This is a genomic window from Enterococcus sp. LJL120 (genome assembly GCF_054871765.1).
The window spans coordinates 35,815-57,455 of record NZ_JBTXLV010000007.1; the positions used below are offsets into that span (position 1 = coordinate 35,815).

Genomic DNA, 21,641 nt, shown 5'->3' on the forward strand with positions numbered 1-21,641 from the left:
TTTGAGGTACAGGATGAAACCCTAAAAGGCTATTGCTTTGTTTCATCACGAATTGTTAAGACATTTCGCAAATCAATCGGAATACCTTGAAGTCTCAATCAAATTTCTATCGAAAAACTCAGTCTTGTTCTCTTATTTTTCTGCAAGAAAAGTAATCAATGAACCTGCTGCTTGTTTATTATAATTAAGCTCATAATGAACATTTTTAAAATTCGCTTTTTCTAAAAGTAGGCTGAATTCCCGCAAGCCATACCATGCAAGTTCAAAATGTGAAAGCTCAGTTTCCAGCACCATGCCGTTTTTGACTAGTTCATAGCGGTGCAGGTAGCTGGTTTTTTGCTGGTGCCAGTCAATTTGTTGCGGCGTTCCCGTAAAGAGAATTCCCGATGTGTCATCAATCGGAATTTCCCGAAGGTCTAGCTGGTTTTTGTCATACCACACCGGTAATTCTAAATCGATTATCAGTTTGCCAGCTGGCTGTAACTGTCGATAAAAGTTGGTTAAGACTGCGTCGATTTTTTTATTAGGCAGTAGGCAAAAACTGCCAGTCGGCATAATAATTGCCGCGTATTGCTTTTCTGAGGACCAATTGGTTAAATCAGCCTGCCAAATTGAAGCTGTGAGGCCAGCCTGTTTCAGATTTTTTTGACATTGGGCTAACATTTCCTGCGATAAGTCCAGCCCCTCAATTTGAAGTCCTTTTTGCAAAAAAGGAATCAACAAGCGACCAGTTCCCACGCCGGCCTCCAGAATGGGTCCATTGACGGCTTGTAATTTTTCTAAATAATATTCCAAATCACCATTTAGTGAACTGCCAACGGGTTTTGTCAGTTCGTACATCAAACTGCTGAGTTTTCCATATTCTTTAAACATGAGTACTGCCTCCTAAAAATTTTTTGAGATCTCTTAGATAGTTTACCTAAATTTTTTTATCGAGTATGAAAATGCTAACAAATGTTTACTTCAAAATAATTTGATCACTCAGCCTGATTGCGTAAGAGAAAATCAGTCTTAGGTCCAATCTGCTGGCTACCGTGCTCAGGTATACTAATAGTAGGGTATCAAAATGAAGCGGGGGCGAGAAAATGAAAAAGATAGTGGTGGGATTGTTATTAGTTGGAGCTGTGTTATTGGCAGGTTTTCAGTTGAATCAAAGTGTTAGTCAAGACAAAAAAGTTTATGAATCCTATGAGGAACTTAGCTCATTGACGATTGAAGATCAAAATTCAGAAGTTCATTTAGAAGCGATTGATGGGGATGAGCCTTATGTTTCCATCAGTTACATGGAAAATAATAAGTACCGTTACGAGATAGAGCAAAATGGCGGCGAGTTAGTGTTAGTCAAACATAAAAATTGGTCTGCTTTCTTAACCTCTTTTTTAAATAATTTCCAGTTGGGGGACAATTCTGTCTACGTGGAAATTTCGCAAGCAGCACTGGAGGATTTAAACATCAAAACCAGCAACAGCGATATCTCAATAATCAATGTAGTCAGTCAGAATGCCAATTTAGAAACTAGTAACAGCGAAATTACTTTTTCTGACGGCAAAGTTGCGGAATCCTTGATGGCAACTACCAGTAATGGGCAAATTAGTTTAGATTCTTCTCGCATCGGTTCAGCCTATTTAACGACAAGCAATGATGAAATTTATTTAGATGATTTAATTTTAACAGAGTCCCTCGTTGCTAAGACAAGTAACGGTAGGGTTGACGGTTACCTGCAGGGCAAACGTAGTGATTATACGGTGACCTCAGATACCTCAAATGGTAGCAATACTTTAGGTAACGGCGGTAGCGGGAATAAAACGATTGAAGTGTACACTTCAAACGATGATATCAATTTTGAATTTTTAGGATAATTTTCAGAGACTGTGGCATTAGTCATTTAACAGATGAAATCCCAAACTATATTTTTCTCTGTGGTCCAGTGGGTCCGCAAGACAGAGAGAGTGTGTGCTTCTTTGGTCCAGTAGGCCTCGTTGCAATTTAGCAATATCTAAGAGCGTTTACTAGATATTGTTAATAAAGTTTGGTTCTGTTTTAACTAATGGCACAGCCTTTTTCTTTTTGACAGTTTGCTCACTATCTATTACAATAAACAAAAAGGAAACGTTTGTTCGTTTTTGGAAAAGAGGATGGATATGGAGCTAGCCAGAAAGATTGAAATTTTAGCAGAATCCGCAAAATATGATGTGTCTTGTTCCAGTAGCGGTGTTGAAAATAATCAACGACAAGGAACAGTTGGGAGTACAGCCGCGGCCGGCATTTGCCATTCCTTTACGGCGGATGGCCGCTGTGTCTCTTTATTAAAATTATTATTTACCAATGCGTGTATTTTTGATTGCCACTATTGCATTAATCGCAAATCGAACAGCATCCCGCGGGCGACCTTCACACCGCAAGAGGTCGCCGATTTGACGATGGATTTTTATATGCGCAATTACATAGAAGGTCTGTTTCTCAGCTCAGCAATTATTAAAAATCCCGATTACACCACTGAATTAATTATTAAAACCTTGGAAATTTTACGGAATGAAAAAGGATTTCGTGGTTACATTCATGTGAAGGCGATACCTGGGACGGATGAAAAACTTATCGACACGTTAGGCTATCTCGCTGACCGGATGAGTGTCAATGTTGAGCTGCCTTCACGAGAAAGCTTGTCATTACTTGCCCCGGACAAAGATCCTTACGCACTCTATAAGCCGATGAAACAAATAACCCAGACCAAAAATGAAAATTCGTTAGTGCCAGCGATACGCCGCCGGCAAAATTTTGTGCCGGCTGGACAGTCGACCCAGATGATTATCGGCGCATCGCCAGAGAATGATCGGCAAATTGTAAAAATTGCCGAAAATTTATATCAAAAATATCAGCTTAAACGGGTCTATTATTCTGCTTATATTCCAGTTAATCAAGATAATTTACTGCCAGCAGTTGATAGTGAGCCGCCTTTATTAAGGGAGCATCGTTTATATCAAGCCGATTTTTTGATGCGCTTTTATAAATTTTCAGCGGATGAAATTTTGACAGTAGACAAGCCAAATTTCAATTTATATTTGGACCCCAAGGCCAATTGGGCGATTCAAAATTACCAGCTATTTCCAGTGGATGTTCAGACAGCCAGCTATGATTTATTGCTGCGGATTCCCGGGATTGGTCCAAAAGGGGCTAAAAATATTTTGAAGGCCCGCAAATATTACACGCTGCATGTCGCCGATTTAAAAAAAATCGGCATCGTCATGAAACGGGCCCAGTATTTTATTAAGTGCGGCAATCAGACTGTTGCCGGCTTAATTCACGACCCAGAATGGATTATTGCTTCGTTGATTTCCTCCAAGCAATATCAAGTTTTAAAAAACTTGAACACTCAAAGTGCGGGCGAACAGTTAAGCCTCTTTGATGTTGAAAAATTTGAATATCAAAAAGCTAAAGAGCAGCGGTTGCTTTTAGCAAATTAGAGTGTGAGGAGCTTGCAGATGGAAAAGACAGCTGAAGTTTGGGAATATGATGGTAGCTTTGCCGGCTTTATGACCGTTGTCTTAACGGCCTTCAATCGGCGCCAGTTCCCTGGAGAAATTTACCCAACCGAAGACACAACAATTACCTTATTTGTCAAAGAAATGATTGAAACGCAGGAAGAGCTAGCGCAAAGAATTTTTTCTCGCCTACAAAAAAGGTTGACTGCCAGCAATTTAAAGTTTATTCAAGATGGTTTTTATTCTTCTGCAGCTAATAAAGAGGTCTGCCTGCTAGAGGCAATCGAAATCGCCTTACAAACTAAAGATTCGTTAGAAAACTTTATCGGCCAGCCGGAGATTTTAAATTTGCAAAAAGCCATTAAAGCCTTGTATGGTGAAGCACATTTACTGACTGGCTTCCTGCGTTTTGAATATGTCGGTAACATTTTATTTGGCAAAATCAATCCCAAACATTTTTCTTTACCGTATATTTGCCCGCACTTTGCTGAACGTTATCCCTTGGAAACTTTGATGATTTATGATGAGACCCGACAATTATTAGCAGTGATTGAAAAAGGGCAGACTACCTTAATGGAAGATGTCCAGGCTCCCAATATTCCCGAAAATACCATCGAACGGGAAAAGCAGGAACAATGGCGGACTTTTCTTGAAGCGGTGACCATCAAAGAACGCATCAATCCCAGAGCCCAGATGAGCCATCTCCCATTGCGCTTTCGGGGCAATATGGTTGATTTCAATTAACAACAGTTAGTTCTTATTTTATGAGCCCTCTTCACAGGAAATTATAATGGAAGTATGTGATAATTAAAGGCTGAGGAGGGGAAGTATGAAGGAGCGGGATAGCTATTTTGATAATGCCAAGTTTTTTTTGATGGTGCTGGTGGTCTTTGGCCATCTTTTACAGCCATTTATTGAAGATGGCGATTTTTATCGGGATATTTACTACACGATTTTTACCTTTCATATGCCAGCCTTCATTTTGATTGCTGGTTTCTTTTCTAAAAAATATCAAAGGCCAGGGTATTTACTGAACTGCTTTAAGACCTTTGTTCCTACCTATTTTATTTTTCAAATTATTTATTCTTTGTATGATTGGGCTGTTGGAGGTTCGCAGGGTTTTCAAATTGATTTTTCGATTCCCCATTGGTCCTTATGGTTTCTCTTGTCGATGTTTTTTTGGAATCTGCTGCTTTTTATCTTTGGGAAAATTCCACCGTTAGCCGGGGTTATCTTAGCCTTCTTGATTGCCATTACAGCAGGCTATCTGCCTTTTATCAACCGTGAACTAACCCTGCAGCGGACATTAGTTTTTCTGCCGTTTTTTGTGTTAGGCTTTTATTTATCGCCCCAGGTGTTTAAAAAAATTCAAAATAATGCCGCTCGTGTCAAGGGGCTGGTGCTTCTAATCGGTATTTATATTTTCATTCAAGTCAATGAATCGCTAAATAAATACTGGCTTTTTGGTTCAAAGCCTTATGATGATTTTCTGTCAATTCCCGAATTGGGGGCAATCGTGCGGGGGATTGTTTTGAGCTTAGGTGTAGTGGGCATCTTCAGCTTTTTAAGCCTAATACCAACAAGAAAAATGTTCTTTACGAATTGGGGTCGTCATACATTGACCGTCTATCTGCTCCATGGCTTTTTAATCAGGGGCTTGCGGACACTTAATTTTGGCGATTTTAAAATTAATTTTTTCGGTTTTCTCTTGTTGTTAGCAGGAAGTTTTCTGTTGACTGCTGTTTTAGGCAGTCAAAGACTAGAGAATTATCGGGTTTCCTTGAAACAATTTTTTAAAAGAATCCCACGTAAAACGACCACAAAAGATTAGAGCTTCACCTAATCTTTGTGGTCGTTATTTTTAGCTTTTAGCCTGTTCAGCTTTTCGTTTTGTGCGGGAAGCGTGGTGGATGATCCATGCTGTCGTTTTGCTTAAATCAGTAGTAGACCAGGCGGAAATAATTTCAGAAAATTTTTCCGGATCCTCTTTATAGAGATCATTTAAATTGTTGGCGACACTTTTTTGAATGGATTTGTCTGGGTCATCCTTTAAGTTTGTTAAAATTTCTGTGTATTCTGGGAAATAATCCAAAGCAATCGTCATTTTTTTGGCCCAAGGCAGACGAATGCGAATACACTCACTGGCTAGACGACGCACCCGCTGATTGTCATCTGTGCTCCAAGTAATCAATAAGTCCATGGCCTTTTTTGGCTGTGCTTGAATCAATGGGCGCATGGCAAATTCGCCAGTAAAGCGCTTAGTTAGTTCTTTTGCAAATTCAGTGCTGACAGCAAAATTAACTGTGCCATAGAGTTCCACATATTTTCCTAACGGCCACAGCCAATAACCTTCAGTAAACATTCCCAGACTGCCTTTAAGCTCAGGGCCTAAAATTTTGGTGAAAACGGCAATTGTCTCTTCATAGGAAAGAGGCAGGCTGGCTTTTAAAGCTTCAGCGATGAGCACTTGCCGGTTATTGAAGGCCAAATTCTCCAAATCAGTTAGCTGTTCAATAAATTTTTTAGTGTCAAAATCTGGGTAGACCCTCGTAAATTTCTCAGCCAGTTCCTCACAATATGAATAATCATAGTAATCCTTAAATTTTTGGCTCATAGCGATTCCCTCTCTCAAAAAAATGATAACGCTCTCTTTTTGAGTATAGCATAAATAGCAATGAGAAAAATATTAGTTTATTTCCTTAAATCAGTTTTTACTTGCCAAACTGCAAAAAGCAGGTAAGCTTAAAGAACTAAGGTAGTTTTAGGAGGCGCTTATGAAAACAATCGGTTTATTAGGTGGCATGAGTTGGGAAAGTACAGTAACGTATTATACAGAAATCAATCAGCTCATCAATCAGCACTTAGGAGGGCTGCATTCAGCTAAAATTTTACTGGCCAGCGTAGATTTTGCAGAAATCGAAGAGCTGCAAGCAACGAATGATTGGCAAAAGGCAGGAGCATTGCTGGGTCAAAAAGCTCACGAATTGAAAGCAGCAGGCGCTGACTTTTTAGTCATTTGTACCAATACAATGCATAAAGTTGCTCCACAAATTGAAGCGGTGAGCCAACTGCCGCTGTTGCACATTGCCGATGCAACAATTGCGGAACTAAAAAAGCAAGCGGTAAAAAAAGTTTTATTACTAGGCACAAAGTACACGATGACCCAGGATTTTTATAAGGAACGGATTATTGCCGAAGGAATTGAGGTGATTATTCCTGAAGCCTCAGAGGTCGAGCAGGTGAATCGGATTATTTTTGGTGAACTCTGTCATGGGGAAATTCGCGCCGACTCAAAAGATTACTTTCAAAAGCTGATTCAAGTAGCAGCAGAAAAAGGCGCGACTGGGGTTATTTTAGGCTGTACAGAAATTGGTTTATTAATTCAAGCTGAAGATGTGGCGGTAAAGGTTTTTGATACCACAAAAATCCACTCACAAAAAGCTGTCGAGTGGGCGTTGAATAAATAATAAAAAATTGCGCCGTTGTCTAAAGCAGCGATGCAATTTTTTTAGCTTTAAAATAAATAACCGAAAAAGACGCCATTGAAGAAAGAAAAGCTCAAATAGAATAGAAAAAGAGTAGTAATTGCTAGTGGCAGTCCTTTAATAAATGCTGGGATGTCGGCCATCGCCATCCGGTCTAAAGCACCGCTGTAAGCGATGCTGAAAATAAAATACATCCCGCCATAGACAACCACCTGCAAAAGAAACTCGTTAAAAGAACCAGCTGCATTTGCAGGGAAAACTGCCAGACTTAGCAAAAACACAACACTCAGCATCATTTTTTTCAAGCTGCTGGTCAGCAATTTTTTATTTTTAGGAGCAAAAAGGGTTATTCCACTAAAAATCAGAGCTAAAATGCCTGCCAGAACTCTTGGGATAACTTCTTCGGTTCCGGGAATTCGGATATTTTGATACATCCAAATAAAACTGATGCCAGCTACGACGAAAGCTAGATAATTTAAAAAAGCAGAATAGAAGGCACGGGCAATCGGACTGGGTCCTTTTGCGGGGACAGTGGTTTGCTGGTATTTTTCTGCAGTGTAACAGGTCAGTAGAATACAAAGAAAAAATACTAATCGACTTCCTAAAGCCATCTCAGGACCTCCTTATTTATTGAGTTTGATATTCAAGAATTTATTTCCCGGCTCACCTAGTACACGATTTCGTAATAGGTAATCAATTAGCGGCGTCAGACAGTTCATAATTAAAATGCTGTAGCTGACTCCTTCGTTGGTTAATCCATAGAAACGGAAAATCATCACGAGCATCCCACAGGCGGCAGCAAAAAGATATTCTCCCGCTCTCGTTGAAGGGGTGGAGGAATAATCAGTCGCCATAAAAACGGCGCCAAACATCGCACCGCCACCAATCACATGACCAATCACCACCGAATAGTCTGCTGAAAAAAGACTATTTCCACCAAAGATAAACGCTAATACCCCAATGGTGCCTAACATCGTCAATGGAATTCGCAGATGGATAATTTTTTGCCACAGTAAAATTGCGGCACCAATTAAAATTAAAATACTGCTGGTTTCTCCTAAACGTCCGCCAATATTTCCCACAAAGGCATCTAATAATTGCTGATTACTCAAAAGGCCGCCTTCTTTTAGAATGGCTAAGGGAGTGGCCGAGGTGACAATATCTGGTGAAATTCGATCAAAGGGCGGATTAGGCCAGCTGATTTTAAACATTTCCGTGAAAAACAAGGCGACGAGTAAAGCTCGGCCCCCTAAAGCCGGATTAATAAAATTAAAACCGATGCCGCCAAAAAATTCTTTGACAATTATTACCGCAAACGCTGTACCGATTACCGGAAAATACCACGGGGCTGATGGTGGTAAATTCATCGTCAGTAACATTGCCGTGACGAAAACGCTTAAATCCCATGTTAACGTCCGATTGCGCAGTTTAAACCAAAGAATTTCGCAAAGCTGACCGGTTGCAATGGCAAGGAAAAATAAGCCCCAGACCCGGAAACCAAAATAATAACCAGCACCAATAAAACTTGGAACAAGAGCGATAATGACCCAGAGCATAATTTTTCTAGTAGTCTGGTCCCCCCGCAGATGAGGGGAGGCTTCAACAACTGTGTCTTGCAGCTGGGCAAATTCTTGAGCACTTTTACTGGGAATATATTCGTATTCTTTTGTTGACTCTTGATTAGGCACTTTCCTTCGCCTCCTCAATTAATTTTTTAATGTCACCAGCGGCAGCCGTAATATTACGGGCCAAATCCCGGCGAGCAGGGCACACATAGGAACAAGCCCCACAATTGATACACGCATCGGCCTTTAAATCCTGACAGCGTTTAGAATTTCCTTGGCGGTAAAATAAATCAATATTTTGCGGCTCTAAGCGCATCGGACATACCTCCGAGCATAAATTGCAGCGGATGCAAGGACTTTCTTCAAAGGCTTCGTTGCTCTTTTTCCCGATAATAATAAGGCCATTGCTGGACTTTGTTAAAGGAACATCCAAAGTAGCTAGAGCTTTCCCCATCATCGGGCCGCCCATCAGAATTTTTTCCGGCAGACCATCAAAGCCACCACAAAAATCAATGATATCACCGGCTAAAGTGCCAATCGGAAAAATGACCGTTTGCTTTTGTCGCACATCTCCAGAAATTGTACAGTAGCGGCTGATTAATGGCTGTTTGTTTTCAACTGCGGAAGCAACAGCCGCTGAAGTTGAAACATTCATTAAATAAGAGCCAGCTTCTACCGGTAGCCCGCCATCGATTGCCACTTCGATTTGCAACAAGCTTTCCAATAATTGTTTTTCTCCACCTTGAGGATAATTGGTCGGCACAGGAACAATTTGCACATCAGCAAATTCTGCTGCACTTTTTTGCATCGCCGCAATCGCTTTAGGCTTATCAGTTTCAATGGCGATTAAAATTTCCTCTGCTGCAAAAATTTTTTGAGCAATTTTTGCACCGGTGATGATTTTTTGACTTTCTTTTTCCATCAGCAAAGCGTCGGCTTCTAAAAATGGTTCACACTCAGCTCCGTTTAAAACAATACTTTTGACTGTGATATCATCATCGACCGTTAATTTGACGTGGGTGGGGAAGGTTGCGCCTCCCATGCCAACAATTCCAGCATCAGAAACTCGTTGAATTAATTCCTCTTTTGTTAAGGCCTGATAATTATCTTTTTTATTGAAGCTAACTTCAGGGGCATTTTTATCCCTTTGTATCACGACAGTTGGCACTTGATTGCCTGAAGCATCCGGCCAGTCAACAATTTTTTTGACGGTCCCCGAAATACTAGCGTGGATAGTTGCGCCGACAAATCCGCCGGCCTGCCCAATGACATCCCCTTGTTTGACTACGTCCCCTTTTTCGACGACTGCTTCACTTGGTGCACCGATTTGTTGTTGCAAAGGAATATACACGCGATCAGGCTGGAAATAAATTGACTTTTCCTGCTGAACATTCCATCTTTCCTTTAAGGCCTTGGTGGAAGGGCTGAAGATAATCCCACCGGTAAACTTTCCAGATGCAGTCCGTTTCATAGTTTTCCCCCTTAGAGTTTTTAAAGACAACAAAAAACTTGTCATTTTAATGATAGCATAGGCCCCTTAACCGGTAAAATAATAGCCTGTTTTTCAACTACTTAATCAAAATAGAATTCAGAAATGTGATGTAAAAAACGCTGTTTTTGTAGGGGATTCTTTAAATGAAAAGCGCCAAATGCTCAGAATAACTTAAACAAGCTTGCTGATTTTGCATCTTTTTATCTGTTTCGTTGTCTTTGAGCTTTTTTCAGCAACAAAAAAACTTTTTCAATCCACGACAGTCTTTTCAATTCATTAATCTGTTCTTTTTATCAAATCTTGACTGTTATCTAAAGAAACGTAAAGTCAGACTTTAGCCGGTGGTAATAAATCTTAAAAATCGTTATCATGTAAAATAACTATGAACGCTAGATAATCCCTGTCATAAAATTGTCAGAAATAAAAGGGATTTTAGGCAGAAAGAAGAGACGAAAAACGAATTCAGTTTTTCCTTAGATAGTTTAAGCTGAGACTAAGGATGATATTTAACAGTCTTACCCAAGCGAGAATCAATTTCGCTAGGCTAGAAAACTTTTTAAGGATTTTTTTTAAGAATCCACTTGGCTTAAGACAAAAAATACCCAGCAAAGCTGGTAGTCTGAAAAGGAGATAAAATGAGTAAACGGAGAAATCCTCGACGCAAAAATAAATCAGCGCAGTTGCTGTTAGCTGGATTGTTATTATTATTAGGCTTTACTTGGTTTTTAACGAAGGCCCCTTTTGAGAATCTAACTATTTTTCAAGCCTCCATCAGTCAAACTGCTTTTGCCAAAGAAGCTAACCAAAAGCTCCAAGCGGAAAATGAGCAGCAGGTTGCCCCGTTAATTTTGCAAACTGATGAGCAGTGGGCCCAAACTGAATACGGGTTTAGCGATGACCCCCTCAGTGAAAATACCTTGGCTACAAATGGTTGTGGGATTGCTTCGTTGGCAATGGTGTTGTCCTATTGGCAGAATCAAGAAATTTCCCCTTTAGAGATTTTAAACTGGGCCCAAAATAATTATTATGTGGCGGACGCCGGCACCTCGTGGCAAATTTTCGCTGACTTTGCGGCTGCCTATCAGCTGCAATATGTGGATTTAGGGGATGATATCTATGCTGCTCAGACTTATCTAGAACAAGGAATACCGGTTGTGGCATCAGTAACGGCAGGTGAGTTCACTCAAGGTGGGCACATTTTAGTTTTAAGAGATTGGCAGACAGAGGGTATTGCCGTCAACGATCCTAATGACGATCCAAGTAAAGATCATCTTGAAAAACGTTATTCAGCGGAAGAAATTGCTGGCCAAGCAATTCATTATTGGACCTTTACCCGCTGAAAATGTAGAGAGCTTTGTGAGTGTGTAAAGTTCTCCATGTTTTTTGTTTTTACCTAAACTTTTACTTGATATTATTTTGTAGATGCCGAGAATTTTTTTATTGTTTGATACAGGACATAAAAAATGCTCTGATTTACAATTCTTTTCGGTATAATAATTGAAAGAGAAGGATTTACAGCTTGCGTTTTAATGGAGATTAGCTGTTTCATCAATTAGGAGGGCAACATGAAAATTAGAAGGTATCAGGAAACGGATATCCAAGAGCTTTTTGCTTTGATGACTAGAGAAGGGGAGGAATGGACTTATAATTCTGAAGCTTTAGCAGAAAAATACGAACTTTGCATGAGCCGCTCAATTGCTTTTGTGGCGGAAATCGAAGGCAAAATCAATGGCTATATCCGCTGTAAAAATGACGATGGCTTTGGTCTTTATGTTTTAGATTTATTGGTGGATCAACGCTTTCGTGGGCGTCAAATTGGTCGTCAGCTGATTGAGCAAGTCCAACAACTGCATCCAAGCGATCCCCTGTACATCACCAGCGATGCCGATGGCTATTACCAAAAACAAGGCTATCAAGTTGTTGGTACCATCTTTGAAGTCAGCTAAATTCTATTGCAAAAAATTTCCGCAGATAGTTTTGTTTTGAGGTTTTACAAAAACTAATGATTTAAAAAAGTTAAGCTACTAAATGAAGTGGGCTCCCAAGTTTAGACTAAAATCTAATTTTAAGAGCTCGCTTCATTAATAGAGCTTAACTTATTTTTTACCAATATTCTGGTTGATCTAAGATTTTATTTGTGGCGACTTGTCCGGCAAATTTTTTCAAATCAAGGGGCTTTAAGGCTTGCACCATCCAGGCATCCTCTAAACCAGCTTGGATTGGAAACGGCGGTTGCAACCCATAGGCCAAGGCCGGCTGAAAGCCATGACGAGGATAGTATTCAATATGACCCAAAACAAAAACAATATCGACAGCTTTCTCCTGTAAAATCTTCAAGCCCGCTTGAATCAGCTCGCCGCCAATTCCTTGACGCTGATGACTAGGAATAACGGCTAAGGGGGCCAAGACCATCGCAGAAATTTTATCTTCAAAACTTTGAATGCGGGCTTTGGTGAATACAACATGTCCCACCGGCAAATCATCTTGATAGGCTAACAGGGATAATGCCTCTGTTGTGGGTTCCTTTAACAGTTTCTCTGTGAGGTCGGCTTCATCTTCTTCATTAAAGGCGCGATATTCTACATCGTAAATTGTTTGAAAATCCTTTTCTGTTGTTTCACGGATTAGTAGGGACATCTTTTTTCTCCTCCTGGATAAATTTTTTGTCTGTTGACTTTTACAGTCTGTCAATAATTCAAGAAACCATATTGGGTTGCTTAGCACTTATGAAATTCTCAAAAATTGATAGGTGCTATCACCAATATTATACAATATTCAGTGGGATAATTTTCTTGAAATAAAAAATAACAAGCAATCTAAAGATAATGCTTGTTGAAAAGAGGATTTCATTTGCTCACTTCCAATAATTAATGGTAGTGAATAAAAAATTCGCTTTAAAGCTTCTCCTTTCCATACAACTATTAACGATTCAACAGGAGAATCAAGCTAGTACAGGTGGGGCTAATTTTCAAAAAATTTATCTTAAAGCAACTTTTGCCGGTACTTAAAACGCACAGCATTTGCTGAGTCTCAGAAAATCGATAAAATTTTGAAGCAATACCGCCTCACAAATGCTATTTTGCCTAAGCTGTCAATATTTTTTAATAGAAAAAAATTTGCCTCGCTATTAATCATATATCCTCTGACTTTGTGAAATTTTCTAAAGTTACCTCTTGTCAGCACTAATTAAACAGGTTAGGATTAAATAAGAAAGCGCTTTAAGAAAGGGTGAGGTAAATGAGCTTCAAAGAAAAATATGGTACTTGGGCTTTTGTTGCTGGTGGCTCTGAAGGTATGGGCGGAGCATTTTGCGATCGTTTGGCAAAAGAAGGTATGAATGTTGTGGTGACCGGCAGACACGCAGAAAAAATTGCGAATAAACAAAAGCAATTGGAGGCAGATTTCGGTGTTGCCACAAGGGGACTGACGATTGATTTTGGCGATGATGAAATTTTATCACAGGTTAAAGCTGCGACCGATGATTTAGAAATCGGCTTTCTAGTTTACAATGTTGGTCTAGCTAGTATGGCCCTTTTTACTGAGCGGGATATCGACTTTGAATTGTACCGCTTGAACGCAAATACCAAAAGTATGTTGACTTTGAGCCTGCATTTTTCAAAACAAATGAAGGAACGGGGCAAAGGCGGGATTATTTTACTTTCTTCTAGCGGCGGCGTGGTCGGCAGCCCTTATATCCAAACTTATTCGGCAACTAAAGCTTATGCTTTTACGCTGGCAGAAGCATTATGGGGTGAGCTCTCAGATTTTGGAATCGATGTGCTGGCGATTTTACCGGGAAATACGATTGGTCAAAACTTTGCAGAAGTTGCCCCTGGTACGCCTGGTTTTCAAACTGGGGCAGAGGTTGTGGAGGAAGCTTTTCAGGCTTTTGGAGTTGATCCGACTGTTATCTGCGGGGAATATACACGCCAGGAGGTTGGTGATAACTTTAATATTCCTAAACGCAAGGAGCAGATTTTAAAATTTAAGGCGGCCATGCAGGCTCTGCAGAAAGATTTTGGTACCGGTAACGACACCAAAGGCTAATGGAATATCGAGAATCTCAATTTTCAATTGTTGAAACAAAATAAAAACTTGTGCCATCATCATGAATGAGGCAATTTCCAAATGTTAATTTTGGGTAATTGTCTCAGAGAGGGCACAAGTTTTTTGTTATCCAAATTTTTAAAATAAAAGCGGAAGCTTTCACCAGCTCTATTTTAAGCCAGCTAACTGTCATTAATCCAACAGTTGAACGCCAACGCCTAATAAGCCTGGGCCAGTGTGAACCACTAAGGCCGGTGAAATCTGCCCAAAATAAATTTTATTGGCAGTTGGGAAAACCTGCTGCAGCTGTTTTTGCATCATTTCGGCATCTTCAAGGGCATCGCCATGGGCTACTGCTAAGTTAAACCGTTGATGATTGCCGATAAATTTTTTAACCAGCTCAACAGTTTTTTCCAGACTTTTTTTGCGGCCACGGGTTTTGGCCACGGTGTGGTAGACGCCATTTTCATTACAAGAAATAATTGGCGCCAATTTTAAAGCATTACCCAAAATAGAAGCGACTAAGCCAATACGACCACCCTTTTGCAAATATTCCAGCGTGGCAACATTAAAGAAGACTTTATCTTTTTCAATTTGCTGATCAATTTTCTCTAAAAGAGTGCTCCATGAATAGTCTTCATTGAGCCATTGGTCAGCCAAAATCGCTAAAAAGCCAGCGCCAATTCCAATATTTTTTGTATCAATCATCGTTATATCGAGGCCTTCATATTGTTCACCTAATAATCTAACGGCATTATAGGTGCCGCTCAAGCCGCTGGAAATAGTAATCGCTAGAACTTTTTCATAGCCCTGTGCTTTTATCTCATCAAAAATTGCTTGGATGGTTTCACCATCTGGTAAAGAGGTTTTAGGTATTTCAATTGGCAGCCGCTGATAAATTTCTTCAGCGGAGATATCCACTTTGTCGGTGTACTCACCATCTTGGTAAATAATTCTTAACGGGATGGTAAAAAAATGCTCCTGTTGGCTAATATCGGTAGGGACATCGGTGCCAGAATCGACTAAAATGGCTGCTTTATGTTTGTTCATCACTATTTTCCTCAACTTTCATACGTTCATCTTCTAAGCGAATTGCTTCTTCTGCTAACAATTTTGCCGCAAAAGCAAAGGCCGCTGATTTAACCGCCAAATAATAAGGGGAGTTGACCTCGCTAAAAATCCCTTCGCTGGCTTTGCCCTGAGCCTGCAGCGCAACAATCTGCAAAGCCTTTTCCTGCTCTTCGCAGAAAATATTATAGGCATTGCGAATGCCATCATGCTGACCTTGAAACAAAATCCCTGCTCGGATTTCTGGAATCGTTAAGACCTGCTTCAATAAGGTAATGGCAATTAGAAATGCCAGATGCCGTCGACTGTATCGCTTTTTTTCAGGTGCGGGAATCAACTGCAGCTTGACATAATTATTGACCATCGCCTTGGTTAACAAAGGCGGTTTATCCTTTGAGATAAATTTTTTGAAATAATTATCTACAAGGTGCAGCACTTGATCCATATATAAATCTAGGTCAGGTAGCTCATCCCAACGGGGCAGATGGACCTCAGCCAGTTCTTCTCCCCAAATTTTTAATTTATCTTCCATTAGAACTCCTCCATAATTTCTAAAACATGATAACAAAATTATCGCAACTATACAATATAGTTTTTAAAACTATATAGAAAATTTGCAAATTGAATAATGAAAACCATTTTTCTATTTTTGAAGCTTTTGTTGGTTCTCAAAAAAACAACATAAAAGTTAAACAAATAGAAAATTTGTTTTTATCAATGCTAAAAAGTTTAGTTTTTCCTGTGCTGAGGGATTAGTTTTAATGGCAGCAAATGTCGAATAAGTTTTGCATTAGTAAAACTTATTCATGAGATTAGTAATTGAAATTGTTTCAAATTTTAAAAAGTCTAAAATAAGTATCAGAAAGAACATAAAAAAACTTTGGAGGAATTTGAAATGAATAAAACAAAAGACGTTGTTGTATTAACTGGAGCGGGTTTAATTGGCGTTGCGATTGCACGTCGGATAAGTAATGGTAAACATTTAGTTGTGGCGGATTTATCATTGGAAAATGTCCAACGTGTAGCAACTGATTTATTTAATGCTGGCTTTGAAACAAGTGCGGTGCAAGTAGATATTTCATCAAGAGAATCGATTCAAGCCCTTGTCAAAACAGCACAAAGTTATGGAAAGATTACTGGCTTTATTAATGGTGCCGGCGTTTCACCATCACAGGCACCGATTGAAGCTATTTTGAAAGTTGACTTATATGGAACGGCAGTATTATTAGAAGAATTTGGCAAAGTCATCGCTGAAGGCGGCAGTGGGGTGGTGATTTCATCACAATCCGGTCATCGTTTAGGAACTTTATCTGAAGAAGAAAGTCTATTATTGGCGACAACTCCCACGGAAGAATTATTGAATTTGGAAATGCTCCAACCTAAAAACGTGAAAGATACTTTGCATGCTTATCAATTGTCTAAACGTTGTAACGTTTTGCGGGTAATGTCTGAAGCAGTAAAATGGGGCAAACGTGGGGCACGGGTTAATTCAGTGAGTCCGGGAATTATTATCACTCCTCTGGCAAATGACGAATTGAACGGTCCTCGTGGAGAAGGTTACCGCCACATGATTGATGGCTCACCTGTTGGCAGAGCGGGTACGGCTGATGAAGTGGCGAATGTTGCCGAATTATTAATGTCTGATAAAGGTTCATTCATTTCTGGAAGTGATTTTCTAATGGATGCAGGTGTGACGGCTTCTTATTGGTATGGTGACTTAGCACCTGAAAATTAATGAAAGATAAATTGAAAATTCAATCTTTTTTAATTAGTACCCAGTGAAAAGGTTTAAGAGTCTTGGGTTGATGATTTGATTAGTTGATGCCGTCAGCCAGAAGCTGTAACGAATATAAAATGTATCAAGCAGAAGTAAAATCAGTTGCTTCTGCTTTTTATTAATTTTATTCTTTAACTTTTATTCACGCCCTTCTTTCACAATAACCAATACGCTAGTGTAAAAAACAGAAAAGAGTCTACATGATGAAAAATTTTTTAGGAGAGGAATATCATGAAAAATTCAGAAGAAGTAGTTATTTTAGAGGCTTATCGAAATCACCACAATTGGATGGTAGCAGCCGATATTGAAAAGTTAAACCAGAGTTTAGCGCCAAACTTTTTCCTACGCCATATGTCAGAGTTAAAGCAAGAAAAGGTAGTCTGGTTGAAAGAAATTGCAAGTGGAGGTATGAATTACATAGCTAGCCATGAAGATGATGTTGAGATAAAAATTCAGGGAGAGAAGGCTGAGCTAATTGGTCGTAATCGAGTAGAAGCAATCATCCATGGAAGCCATGGTACTTGGCCTTTGCAATTAAAGATGTCTCTTGAGAAAATCAATGATCGATGGATTATTCTACAGGCCGTTGCTAGTATGTATTGATATTTAGACAAAGATAAATCCAGTTAGCTGATTTTTAGCTGACTGGATTTTTTTGGAAAAATTTTTTTAAAATTATTCAGGACGGTTGATACCAACGCTTTCTTTTACATAAAGAGTGTCACTATCGGCAATCTTCACAACTAAATCGGCAATACTTTTACGAGACACATCATGTCCACCAAAAGGTTCTCCTTTAAGTGTTACTTGATAATTTGTGTCATTGGAGCTGTCAAACCAACCAGGACGAACAACTGTATAAGCCAATCCTGAATTTTTAATCACATCTGCTGCATCCCGATAAGTTCTTAAAGTTGGATTCCTACTCAGATTACCAGAGGCACCGACAGAAGCAGGAATTTCATTATAAATTCCCATAGAAGAGATAAAAATAATTTTGTTCACGCCAACCCGTTTCATAGAGGTGACAATTGCTTCGGCCATTTTTTTCAAATTGCCGCTGAGGCTAGCGAAAACAACATCTTGATTTTCCATAGCAGCATCCAAATCTTTGTCAGTCAGCACGCTACCAGAAATTACTTTTTCCCTTTCAGAATTAATGCCGCTGATACGGTTCGCATTTCTTGAAAATAGAGTCAATTGATCATCTGTTTCATCTAAAAAAGTTTGTCTGGCAACTCGACCAATCGAACCAGTTGCACCGATAATTAATATATTTTTCATTATTCATTCCTTCTTTCTTAATTTGATTGAAGCATATCAGTTGGAGTGCGCTCCAAGTCAAGAGGAAGCTATAAATAAATAATTCGTTGATTATTTAACAGGTGGGATTGTTTCAAATGGATTTTTTTAACCGAGTTTATAGTGAATCGACAGGATGCTAAAACACTGGCGGTTATATCGAAAGCTTATATGGCTAATTTAAAGTTTATAAAGTCAACTTGCTTGAGCTTTTTCAGATTTTCTTGCCTATTAACAAAATTTCTGCTTTACTTAATTTATCGAAATAGAAGTGGTGATGAGATGCTGTTTAAACAAATGAATTATTTTGTAACCGTTGTCGAAAAGAACAGCTTTACTGCGGCAGCAGAAGAATTATTTGTCTCGCAATCGGCGATTTCACAACAAATCCAAGCTTTAGAAGAAGAGTTAGGTGTTGAGTTGTTGCAGCGACAACATCGGAAATTTACGGTGACGCCTGCCGGAGATTATTTCTATCGGGAAGCAAAACGTGTCTTGGCAGATATTGATCAAGTAGTTTCCGAGACCCAAAGAATCGGCGAAGATGATGAAACGCAGCTGAATTTAGGTTATTTGCGGGTGTACAGTGGTCAAGAGCTGCATCAAGCGATTGCTGAATTTTCGGAAACCTACCCAGAGGTGTCCATTAATATTGTCAATGGTACCCATGAAGAATTATATCAAGAGCTGCGCCAGAATACAGTGGACGTAGTTTTAAGCGACCAAAGACGAGCTTTTTCAGAGGACTATGTCAATTACGAGCTAATTAAACCAGAAGTCTATATTGAAATTTCTGCTAGAAACTCACTTAGTAAAAAAAGTGAAATTGATATTGAAGAATTGAAAACTACACCTTGCATTTTGATTGCCAGTAAAGATCAACAAGCCTTTGAAGAAGATTTTTATCGAAACACATTAGGTTTTAATGGTACCTTTCTTTTCGAGGAAAGTTTAGAGGAAGCTAGAATGATGGTGATTGGCAATCGGGGATTTTTACCTGTTGAAGTGGCTGGAACGCTACCAAGTCCGGCAGTTTCAGTGAATCGCTTGCCACTAGTTAAAAATGGGAAAGCGTTAGTCCGAAATTATTGTGCCTTTTGGAAAAAAGAACGAACTAATTATTATATGGAAGAATTTGCCAGTTTGTTGCACAAGTTGTTTGAATTAGAAAAGTAAATTGCATTTTGAATATAAATTACGGCCTGTGGGAACAACTCACAGGTTTTTTTGCATTAGTAAAACTTATCCATGAGATAAGAAAGACAAATTGTTCCATTATTGTTTGGCATCTATATTAATCCATGTAGAGAACAACAAATGAAATGAGGAAAATAAAATGAAGTTAACCCAAAATGCCCAAGAGTTCCACGAAAAAATGTTTCCCGGCTATGTCTCAGATTTTTTAAGAACCGATCCGGAATTTATTGAACGCTTTGACAATTTTGCTTTTGATGAGGTCATTGAAGAAGTGGATTTAGATGATAAAACACGATTTATGGCAATTTTAGCGACATTATTGGGCTCTCAAAGTATAGATGAGTTTAAAGCAATGGTCCCTGCTGCTCTGAACTTTGGTGTCACACCAATTGAAATTAAAGAAATTGTCTATCAAAGCGTCGCTTATTTAGGAATTGGCCGAGTGTTTCCGTTTCTAAAAGCCAGCAATCAAATTTTTGAATCACTTGGGATTCCGCTACCCCTTGAAGGACAAGCAACTACCACAACCGAAAATCGCTTAGTCAAAGGTGGCGAAACATTGGTGACTATCGTTGGCCCGCAAATGGAAAATTTTGCGACCAGCGGCCCAGAAGAATCTCGCCATATTAATAAATGGTTGACGGATAATTGTTTTGGAGACTACTACACCAGAAATGGATTGACTCATCAAGAGCGGGAAATGATTACTTTTTGTTTTCTGCTAGCTCAAGGCGGTTGTGAGCCACAATTGACTTCCCATTCAAAAACCAATATGCGAATTGGCAATGACAAGGAATTTTTAATTAAAATCATCTCACAGGTTTTGCCATTTATCGGGTATCCCAGAAGTTTAAATGCACTGGCGTGTGTCAATGCCGCCGCAAAATAAATTTGAGTTTAAACAATTCTTACTACAACCAACATCATAAAGGAGCGATTTTCATGAACATTAAAGAAGCCAGCTTAACACTGCAGTTAACACCTGACACTATCCGTTATTATGAAAAAATTGGTTTGGTGTCACCCGTCTCCCGCAACGAAAATGGTGTTCGCAACTTCACTCCTGATGATTTATGTTGGTTGCGTTTTGCCAAAGAAATGCGAGACTGCGGGTTATCGATTGATGCCAGTATTCGTTATATCAAGTTGTATGATGAGGGTGGCGATGCAACTCTCAATGAACGAAAAGCAATCTTGGCGGAACAACAGGCAAGTTTACAAGATAAAATTAACGAAATGCAAGCATCGATGACAGCCATTGCTTTTCGGATGGCAAATATTGAAGCATTAGAAGGCGAAACTGAAGCAGTTTACGCTTAAAAAATGGAGGAAAAACACATGTCAAAAACTTATTTAATTACCGGCGTTAGCAGTGGTTTTGGGTATGAAATGACCAAACAATTATTAGCTAGAGGGGAAACGGTCATAGGCACTGTCCGCAATGATAAAAATGTTCAACATCTAATCAAAGAATATCCCGATACTTTTTTTAGAAAATATTTGGATGTGACCGATCAAAAGGCGATTCAAGAATTAATTGAAAAAATTTATGCCCATGACAAACAAATAGATGTCTTGATTAACAATGCTGGTTATGGATTATTTGGTGCCGCAGAAGAATTGAGTGATGAAGAAGTCAATCATATTATTGCGACGAATTTAACGGGTTCCATTCAAATGATTCGTGCAGTCTTACCCCATATGAGAAAACAAGGTCACGGTCGGATTATTCAAATGTCGACTTATGGTGGTCAAGTGGCTTTTGCTGGAAATTCCATGTATCACTCAACGAAATGGGGCATTGAAGGATTTGTCGAATCGGTTGCTCAAGAAGTAGCACCATTTAACATTGGGATGACAATTGTGGAACCTGGTGGCGCTCGGACTGAATTCCGTTATGGTTCCGCTCAAGTTGCCAAATTAATTCCAGAATACAATGGCAATCCCGCTCATGCTTTTTTATCTATGTTAGATCCCGCAAATGGTTTAGCGCCTGGAGATCCAGAAAAAATGGCAGAGAAAATTATCGACAGCGTTGAGATTGAACCTGCACCATTACGGATGGTGCTTGGCAGTGTGGCTTTAAATGCCACGATTGACACCCTTGAAAAACGAGTGGCAGATTTTAAAACGCAAACAGATTTAGCCGCGTCAACAGATATTGTGGAGTAAAAGCAACCGTTTAAAAATTTTTACAAAATTCGAGCCTGTTTCAAAAAATTAAGCAGA

General features: G+C 39.3%; 23 protein-coding genes. 14 read left to right on the forward strand and 9 right to left on the reverse strand.

Going from position 1 to position 21,641, the window contains the following annotated elements; genetic code table 11:
* Nucleotides 1-132: 132 nt before the first annotated feature.
* A complete protein-coding gene (locus tag ACYSNU_RS12370; protein WP_461737525.1) occupies nt 133-873 on the reverse strand; it encodes a class I SAM-dependent methyltransferase in 741 nt (246 codons plus the stop codon).
* 212 nt (nt 874-1,085) lie between these two features.
* Between ACYSNU_RS12370 and ACYSNU_RS12375 the strand changes: the two genes are divergently transcribed.
* From ACYSNU_RS12375 to ACYSNU_RS12390, 4 genes are all read left to right on the forward strand, one after another.
* On the forward strand, nt 1,086-1,859 hold the full coding sequence (locus ACYSNU_RS12375) for a DUF4097 family beta strand repeat-containing protein (protein WP_461737526.1): 774 nt from the start codon (nt 1,086-1,088) through the stop codon (nt 1,857-1,859).
* A gap of 282 nt (nt 1,860-2,141) precedes the next feature.
* Entirely contained in the window at nt 2,142-3,461 is a 1,320-nt protein-coding gene (locus ACYSNU_RS12380) for a putative DNA modification/repair radical SAM protein (protein ID WP_461737527.1), read from the forward strand.
* Between the two features lie 18 nt (nt 3,462-3,479).
* Nucleotides 3,480-4,223 (forward strand): TIGR03915 family putative DNA repair protein, encoded by a 744-nt coding sequence (locus ACYSNU_RS12385; protein WP_461737528.1) that lies wholly within the window; start codon nt 3,480-3,482, stop codon nt 4,221-4,223.
* Between the two features lie 85 nt (nt 4,224-4,308).
* On the forward strand, nt 4,309-5,310 hold the full coding sequence (locus tag ACYSNU_RS12390; RefSeq protein ID WP_461737529.1) for an acyltransferase family protein: 1,002 nt from the start codon (nt 4,309-4,311) through the stop codon (nt 5,308-5,310).
* Nucleotides 5,311-5,340: 30 nt separating this feature from the next.
* On the opposite strand, the gene ACYSNU_RS12395 is transcribed toward ACYSNU_RS12390, so the two are convergent.
* Nucleotides 5,341-6,093 (reverse strand): DNA alkylation repair protein, encoded by a 753-nt coding sequence (locus ACYSNU_RS12395; RefSeq protein WP_461737530.1) that lies wholly within the window; start codon nt 6,091-6,093, stop codon nt 5,341-5,343.
* A 160-nt stretch (nt 6,094-6,253) separates the two neighbouring features.
* Between ACYSNU_RS12395 and ACYSNU_RS12400 the strand changes: the two genes are divergently transcribed.
* On the forward strand, nt 6,254-6,946 hold the full coding sequence (locus tag ACYSNU_RS12400) for an aspartate/glutamate racemase family protein (RefSeq protein WP_461737531.1): 693 nt from the start codon (nt 6,254-6,256) through the stop codon (nt 6,944-6,946).
* 47 nt (nt 6,947-6,993) lie between these two features.
* Here ACYSNU_RS12400 and ACYSNU_RS12405 read toward each other — a convergent pair whose 3' ends face one another.
* Genes ACYSNU_RS12405 through rsxC form a run of 3 tightly spaced genes read right to left on the reverse strand, consistent with a single transcriptional unit; the run spans nt 6,994 to nt 10,000 of the window.
* A complete protein-coding gene (locus ACYSNU_RS12405; protein WP_461737532.1) occupies nt 6,994-7,575 on the reverse strand; it encodes a hypothetical protein in 582 nt (193 codons plus the stop codon).
* 12 nt (nt 7,576-7,587) lie between these two features.
* Nucleotides 7,588-8,652, reverse strand: a complete 1,065-nt coding sequence (locus tag ACYSNU_RS12410) for an RnfABCDGE type electron transport complex subunit D (RefSeq protein ID WP_461737533.1) — start codon at nt 8,650-8,652, stop codon at nt 7,588-7,590.
* On the reverse strand, nt 8,645-10,000 hold the full coding sequence (gene rsxC / locus ACYSNU_RS12415) for an electron transport complex subunit RsxC (RefSeq protein WP_461737534.1): 1,356 nt from the start codon (nt 9,998-10,000) through the stop codon (nt 8,645-8,647). The genes ACYSNU_RS12410 and rsxC overlap by 8 nt, the downstream gene beginning before the upstream one ends.
* A gap of 656 nt (nt 10,001-10,656) precedes the next feature.
* On the opposite strand from rsxC, the gene ACYSNU_RS12420 reads away from it, so the two are divergent.
* Both ACYSNU_RS12420 and ACYSNU_RS12425 read left to right on the forward strand, forming a co-directional pair.
* Entirely contained in the window at nt 10,657-11,361 is a 705-nt protein-coding gene (locus ACYSNU_RS12420; protein WP_461737535.1) for a C39 family peptidase, read from the forward strand.
* A 225-nt stretch (nt 11,362-11,586) separates the two neighbouring features.
* The gene (locus ACYSNU_RS12425; RefSeq protein ID WP_461737536.1) at nt 11,587-11,967 is read left to right on the forward strand and encodes a GNAT family N-acetyltransferase; all 381 of its coding nucleotides are present in this window, start codon (nt 11,587-11,589) and stop codon (nt 11,965-11,967) included.
* 157 nt (nt 11,968-12,124) lie between these two features.
* Here the strand turns inward: ACYSNU_RS12425 and ACYSNU_RS12430 are convergent, their stop codons facing one another.
* Complete coding sequence (locus tag ACYSNU_RS12430) at nt 12,125-12,658, reverse strand: GNAT family N-acetyltransferase (RefSeq protein ID WP_461737537.1); 534 nt, start codon at nt 12,656-12,658, stop codon at nt 12,125-12,127.
* A gap of 600 nt (nt 12,659-13,258) precedes the next feature.
* Between ACYSNU_RS12430 and ACYSNU_RS12435 the strand changes: the two genes are divergently transcribed.
* Complete coding sequence (locus ACYSNU_RS12435; RefSeq protein ID WP_461737538.1) at nt 13,259-14,068, forward strand: SDR family NAD(P)-dependent oxidoreductase; 810 nt, start codon at nt 13,259-13,261, stop codon at nt 14,066-14,068.
* A gap of 192 nt (nt 14,069-14,260) precedes the next feature.
* Here ACYSNU_RS12435 and ACYSNU_RS12440 read toward each other — a convergent pair whose 3' ends face one another.
* Together ACYSNU_RS12440 and ACYSNU_RS12445 are read right to left on the reverse strand one after the other, a co-directional pair.
* Complete coding sequence (locus ACYSNU_RS12440) at nt 14,261-15,118, reverse strand: DegV family protein (protein ID WP_461737539.1); 858 nt, start codon at nt 15,116-15,118, stop codon at nt 14,261-14,263.
* Nucleotides 15,105-15,668, reverse strand: coding sequence for a DUF1836 domain-containing protein (locus tag ACYSNU_RS12445; protein ID WP_461737540.1), 564 nt, complete (start codon nt 15,666-15,668; stop codon nt 15,105-15,107). The genes ACYSNU_RS12440 and ACYSNU_RS12445 overlap by 14 nt, the downstream gene beginning before the upstream one ends.
* A gap of 363 nt (nt 15,669-16,031) precedes the next feature.
* Here ACYSNU_RS12445 and ACYSNU_RS12450 point away from each other — a divergent pair, with 363 nt between their 5' ends.
* Together ACYSNU_RS12450 and ACYSNU_RS12455 are read left to right on the forward strand one after the other, a co-directional pair.
* Nucleotides 16,032-16,871: an SDR family oxidoreductase gene (locus ACYSNU_RS12450; protein ID WP_461737541.1), complete on the forward strand. Its 840-nt coding sequence runs from the start codon at nt 16,032-16,034 to the stop codon at nt 16,869-16,871.
* A 273-nt stretch (nt 16,872-17,144) separates the two neighbouring features.
* Nucleotides 17,145-17,516, forward strand: coding sequence for a nuclear transport factor 2 family protein (locus ACYSNU_RS12455; RefSeq protein WP_461737542.1), 372 nt, complete (start codon nt 17,145-17,147; stop codon nt 17,514-17,516).
* Nucleotides 17,517-17,588: 72 nt separating this feature from the next.
* On the opposite strand, the gene ACYSNU_RS12460 is transcribed toward ACYSNU_RS12455, so the two are convergent.
* Nucleotides 17,589-18,197, reverse strand: coding sequence for an NAD(P)H-binding protein (locus ACYSNU_RS12460; protein ID WP_461737543.1), 609 nt, complete (start codon nt 18,195-18,197; stop codon nt 17,589-17,591).
* A 300-nt stretch (nt 18,198-18,497) separates the two neighbouring features.
* Between ACYSNU_RS12460 and ACYSNU_RS12465 the strand changes: the two genes are divergently transcribed.
* From ACYSNU_RS12465 to ACYSNU_RS12480, 4 genes are all read left to right on the forward strand, one after another.
* A complete protein-coding gene (locus ACYSNU_RS12465) occupies nt 18,498-19,391 on the forward strand; it encodes a LysR family transcriptional regulator (RefSeq protein ID WP_461737544.1) in 894 nt (297 codons plus the stop codon).
* Between the two features lie 160 nt (nt 19,392-19,551).
* Nucleotides 19,552-20,301, forward strand: coding sequence for a carboxymuconolactone decarboxylase family protein (locus ACYSNU_RS12470; protein ID WP_461737545.1), 750 nt, complete (start codon nt 19,552-19,554; stop codon nt 20,299-20,301).
* 53 nt (nt 20,302-20,354) lie between these two features.
* On the forward strand, nt 20,355-20,732 hold the full coding sequence (locus ACYSNU_RS12475; RefSeq protein ID WP_461737546.1) for a MerR family transcriptional regulator: 378 nt from the start codon (nt 20,355-20,357) through the stop codon (nt 20,730-20,732).
* 18 nt (nt 20,733-20,750) lie between these two features.
* The gene (locus tag ACYSNU_RS12480) at nt 20,751-21,584 is read left to right on the forward strand and encodes an SDR family oxidoreductase (protein WP_461737547.1); all 834 of its coding nucleotides are present in this window, start codon (nt 20,751-20,753) and stop codon (nt 21,582-21,584) included.
* The last annotated feature ends 57 nt before the right edge of the window (nt 21,585-21,641 follow it).

What these genes read in the sequence shown, in the direction of transcription:
- ACYSNU_RS12370 (WP_461737525.1), bottom strand. Translation starts at nt 873, where the DNA reads ATGTTTAAAGAATATGGAAAACTCAGCAGTTTGATGTACGAACTGACA.
- ACYSNU_RS12375 (WP_461737526.1), top strand. Translation starts at nt 1,086, where the DNA reads ATGAAAAAGATAGTGGTGGGATTGTTATTAGTTGGAGCTGTGTTATTG.
- ACYSNU_RS12380 (WP_461737527.1), top strand. Translation starts at nt 2,142, where the DNA reads ATGGAGCTAGCCAGAAAGATTGAAATTTTAGCAGAATCCGCAAAATAT.
- ACYSNU_RS12385 (WP_461737528.1), top strand. Translation starts at nt 3,480, where the DNA reads ATGGAAAAGACAGCTGAAGTTTGGGAATATGATGGTAGCTTTGCCGGC.
- ACYSNU_RS12390 (WP_461737529.1), top strand. Translation starts at nt 4,309, where the DNA reads ATGAAGGAGCGGGATAGCTATTTTGATAATGCCAAGTTTTTTTTGATG.
- ACYSNU_RS12395 (WP_461737530.1), bottom strand. Translation starts at nt 6,093, where the DNA reads ATGAGCCAAAAATTTAAGGATTACTATGATTATTCATATTGTGAGGAA.
- ACYSNU_RS12400 (WP_461737531.1), top strand. Translation starts at nt 6,254, where the DNA reads ATGAAAACAATCGGTTTATTAGGTGGCATGAGTTGGGAAAGTACAGTA.
- ACYSNU_RS12405 (WP_461737532.1), bottom strand. Translation starts at nt 7,575, where the DNA reads ATGGCTTTAGGAAGTCGATTAGTATTTTTTCTTTGTATTCTACTGACC.
- rsxC (WP_461737534.1), bottom strand. Translation starts at nt 10,000, where the DNA reads ATGAAACGGACTGCATCTGGAAAGTTTACCGGTGGGATTATCTTCAGC.
- ACYSNU_RS12420 (WP_461737535.1), top strand. Translation starts at nt 10,657, where the DNA reads ATGAGTAAACGGAGAAATCCTCGACGCAAAAATAAATCAGCGCAGTTG.
- ACYSNU_RS12425 (WP_461737536.1), top strand. Translation starts at nt 11,587, where the DNA reads ATGAAAATTAGAAGGTATCAGGAAACGGATATCCAAGAGCTTTTTGCT.
- ACYSNU_RS12430 (WP_461737537.1), bottom strand. Translation starts at nt 12,658, where the DNA reads ATGTCCCTACTAATCCGTGAAACAACAGAAAAGGATTTTCAAACAATT.
- ACYSNU_RS12435 (WP_461737538.1), top strand. Translation starts at nt 13,259, where the DNA reads ATGAGCTTCAAAGAAAAATATGGTACTTGGGCTTTTGTTGCTGGTGGC.
- ACYSNU_RS12440 (WP_461737539.1), bottom strand. Translation starts at nt 15,118, where the DNA reads ATGAACAAACATAAAGCAGCCATTTTAGTCGATTCTGGCACCGATGTC.
- ACYSNU_RS12445 (WP_461737540.1), bottom strand. Translation starts at nt 15,668, where the DNA reads ATGGAAGATAAATTAAAAATTTGGGGAGAAGAACTGGCTGAGGTCCAT.
- ACYSNU_RS12450 (WP_461737541.1), top strand. Translation starts at nt 16,032, where the DNA reads ATGAATAAAACAAAAGACGTTGTTGTATTAACTGGAGCGGGTTTAATT.
- ACYSNU_RS12455 (WP_461737542.1), top strand. Translation starts at nt 17,145, where the DNA reads ATGAAAAATTCAGAAGAAGTAGTTATTTTAGAGGCTTATCGAAATCAC.
- ACYSNU_RS12460 (WP_461737543.1), bottom strand. Translation starts at nt 18,197, where the DNA reads ATGAAAAATATATTAATTATCGGTGCAACTGGTTCGATTGGTCGAGTT.
- ACYSNU_RS12465 (WP_461737544.1), top strand. Translation starts at nt 18,498, where the DNA reads ATGCTGTTTAAACAAATGAATTATTTTGTAACCGTTGTCGAAAAGAAC.
- ACYSNU_RS12470 (WP_461737545.1), top strand. Translation starts at nt 19,552, where the DNA reads ATGAAGTTAACCCAAAATGCCCAAGAGTTCCACGAAAAAATGTTTCCC.
- ACYSNU_RS12475 (WP_461737546.1), top strand. Translation starts at nt 20,355, where the DNA reads ATGAACATTAAAGAAGCCAGCTTAACACTGCAGTTAACACCTGACACT.
- ACYSNU_RS12480 (WP_461737547.1), top strand. Translation starts at nt 20,751, where the DNA reads ATGTCAAAAACTTATTTAATTACCGGCGTTAGCAGTGGTTTTGGGTAT.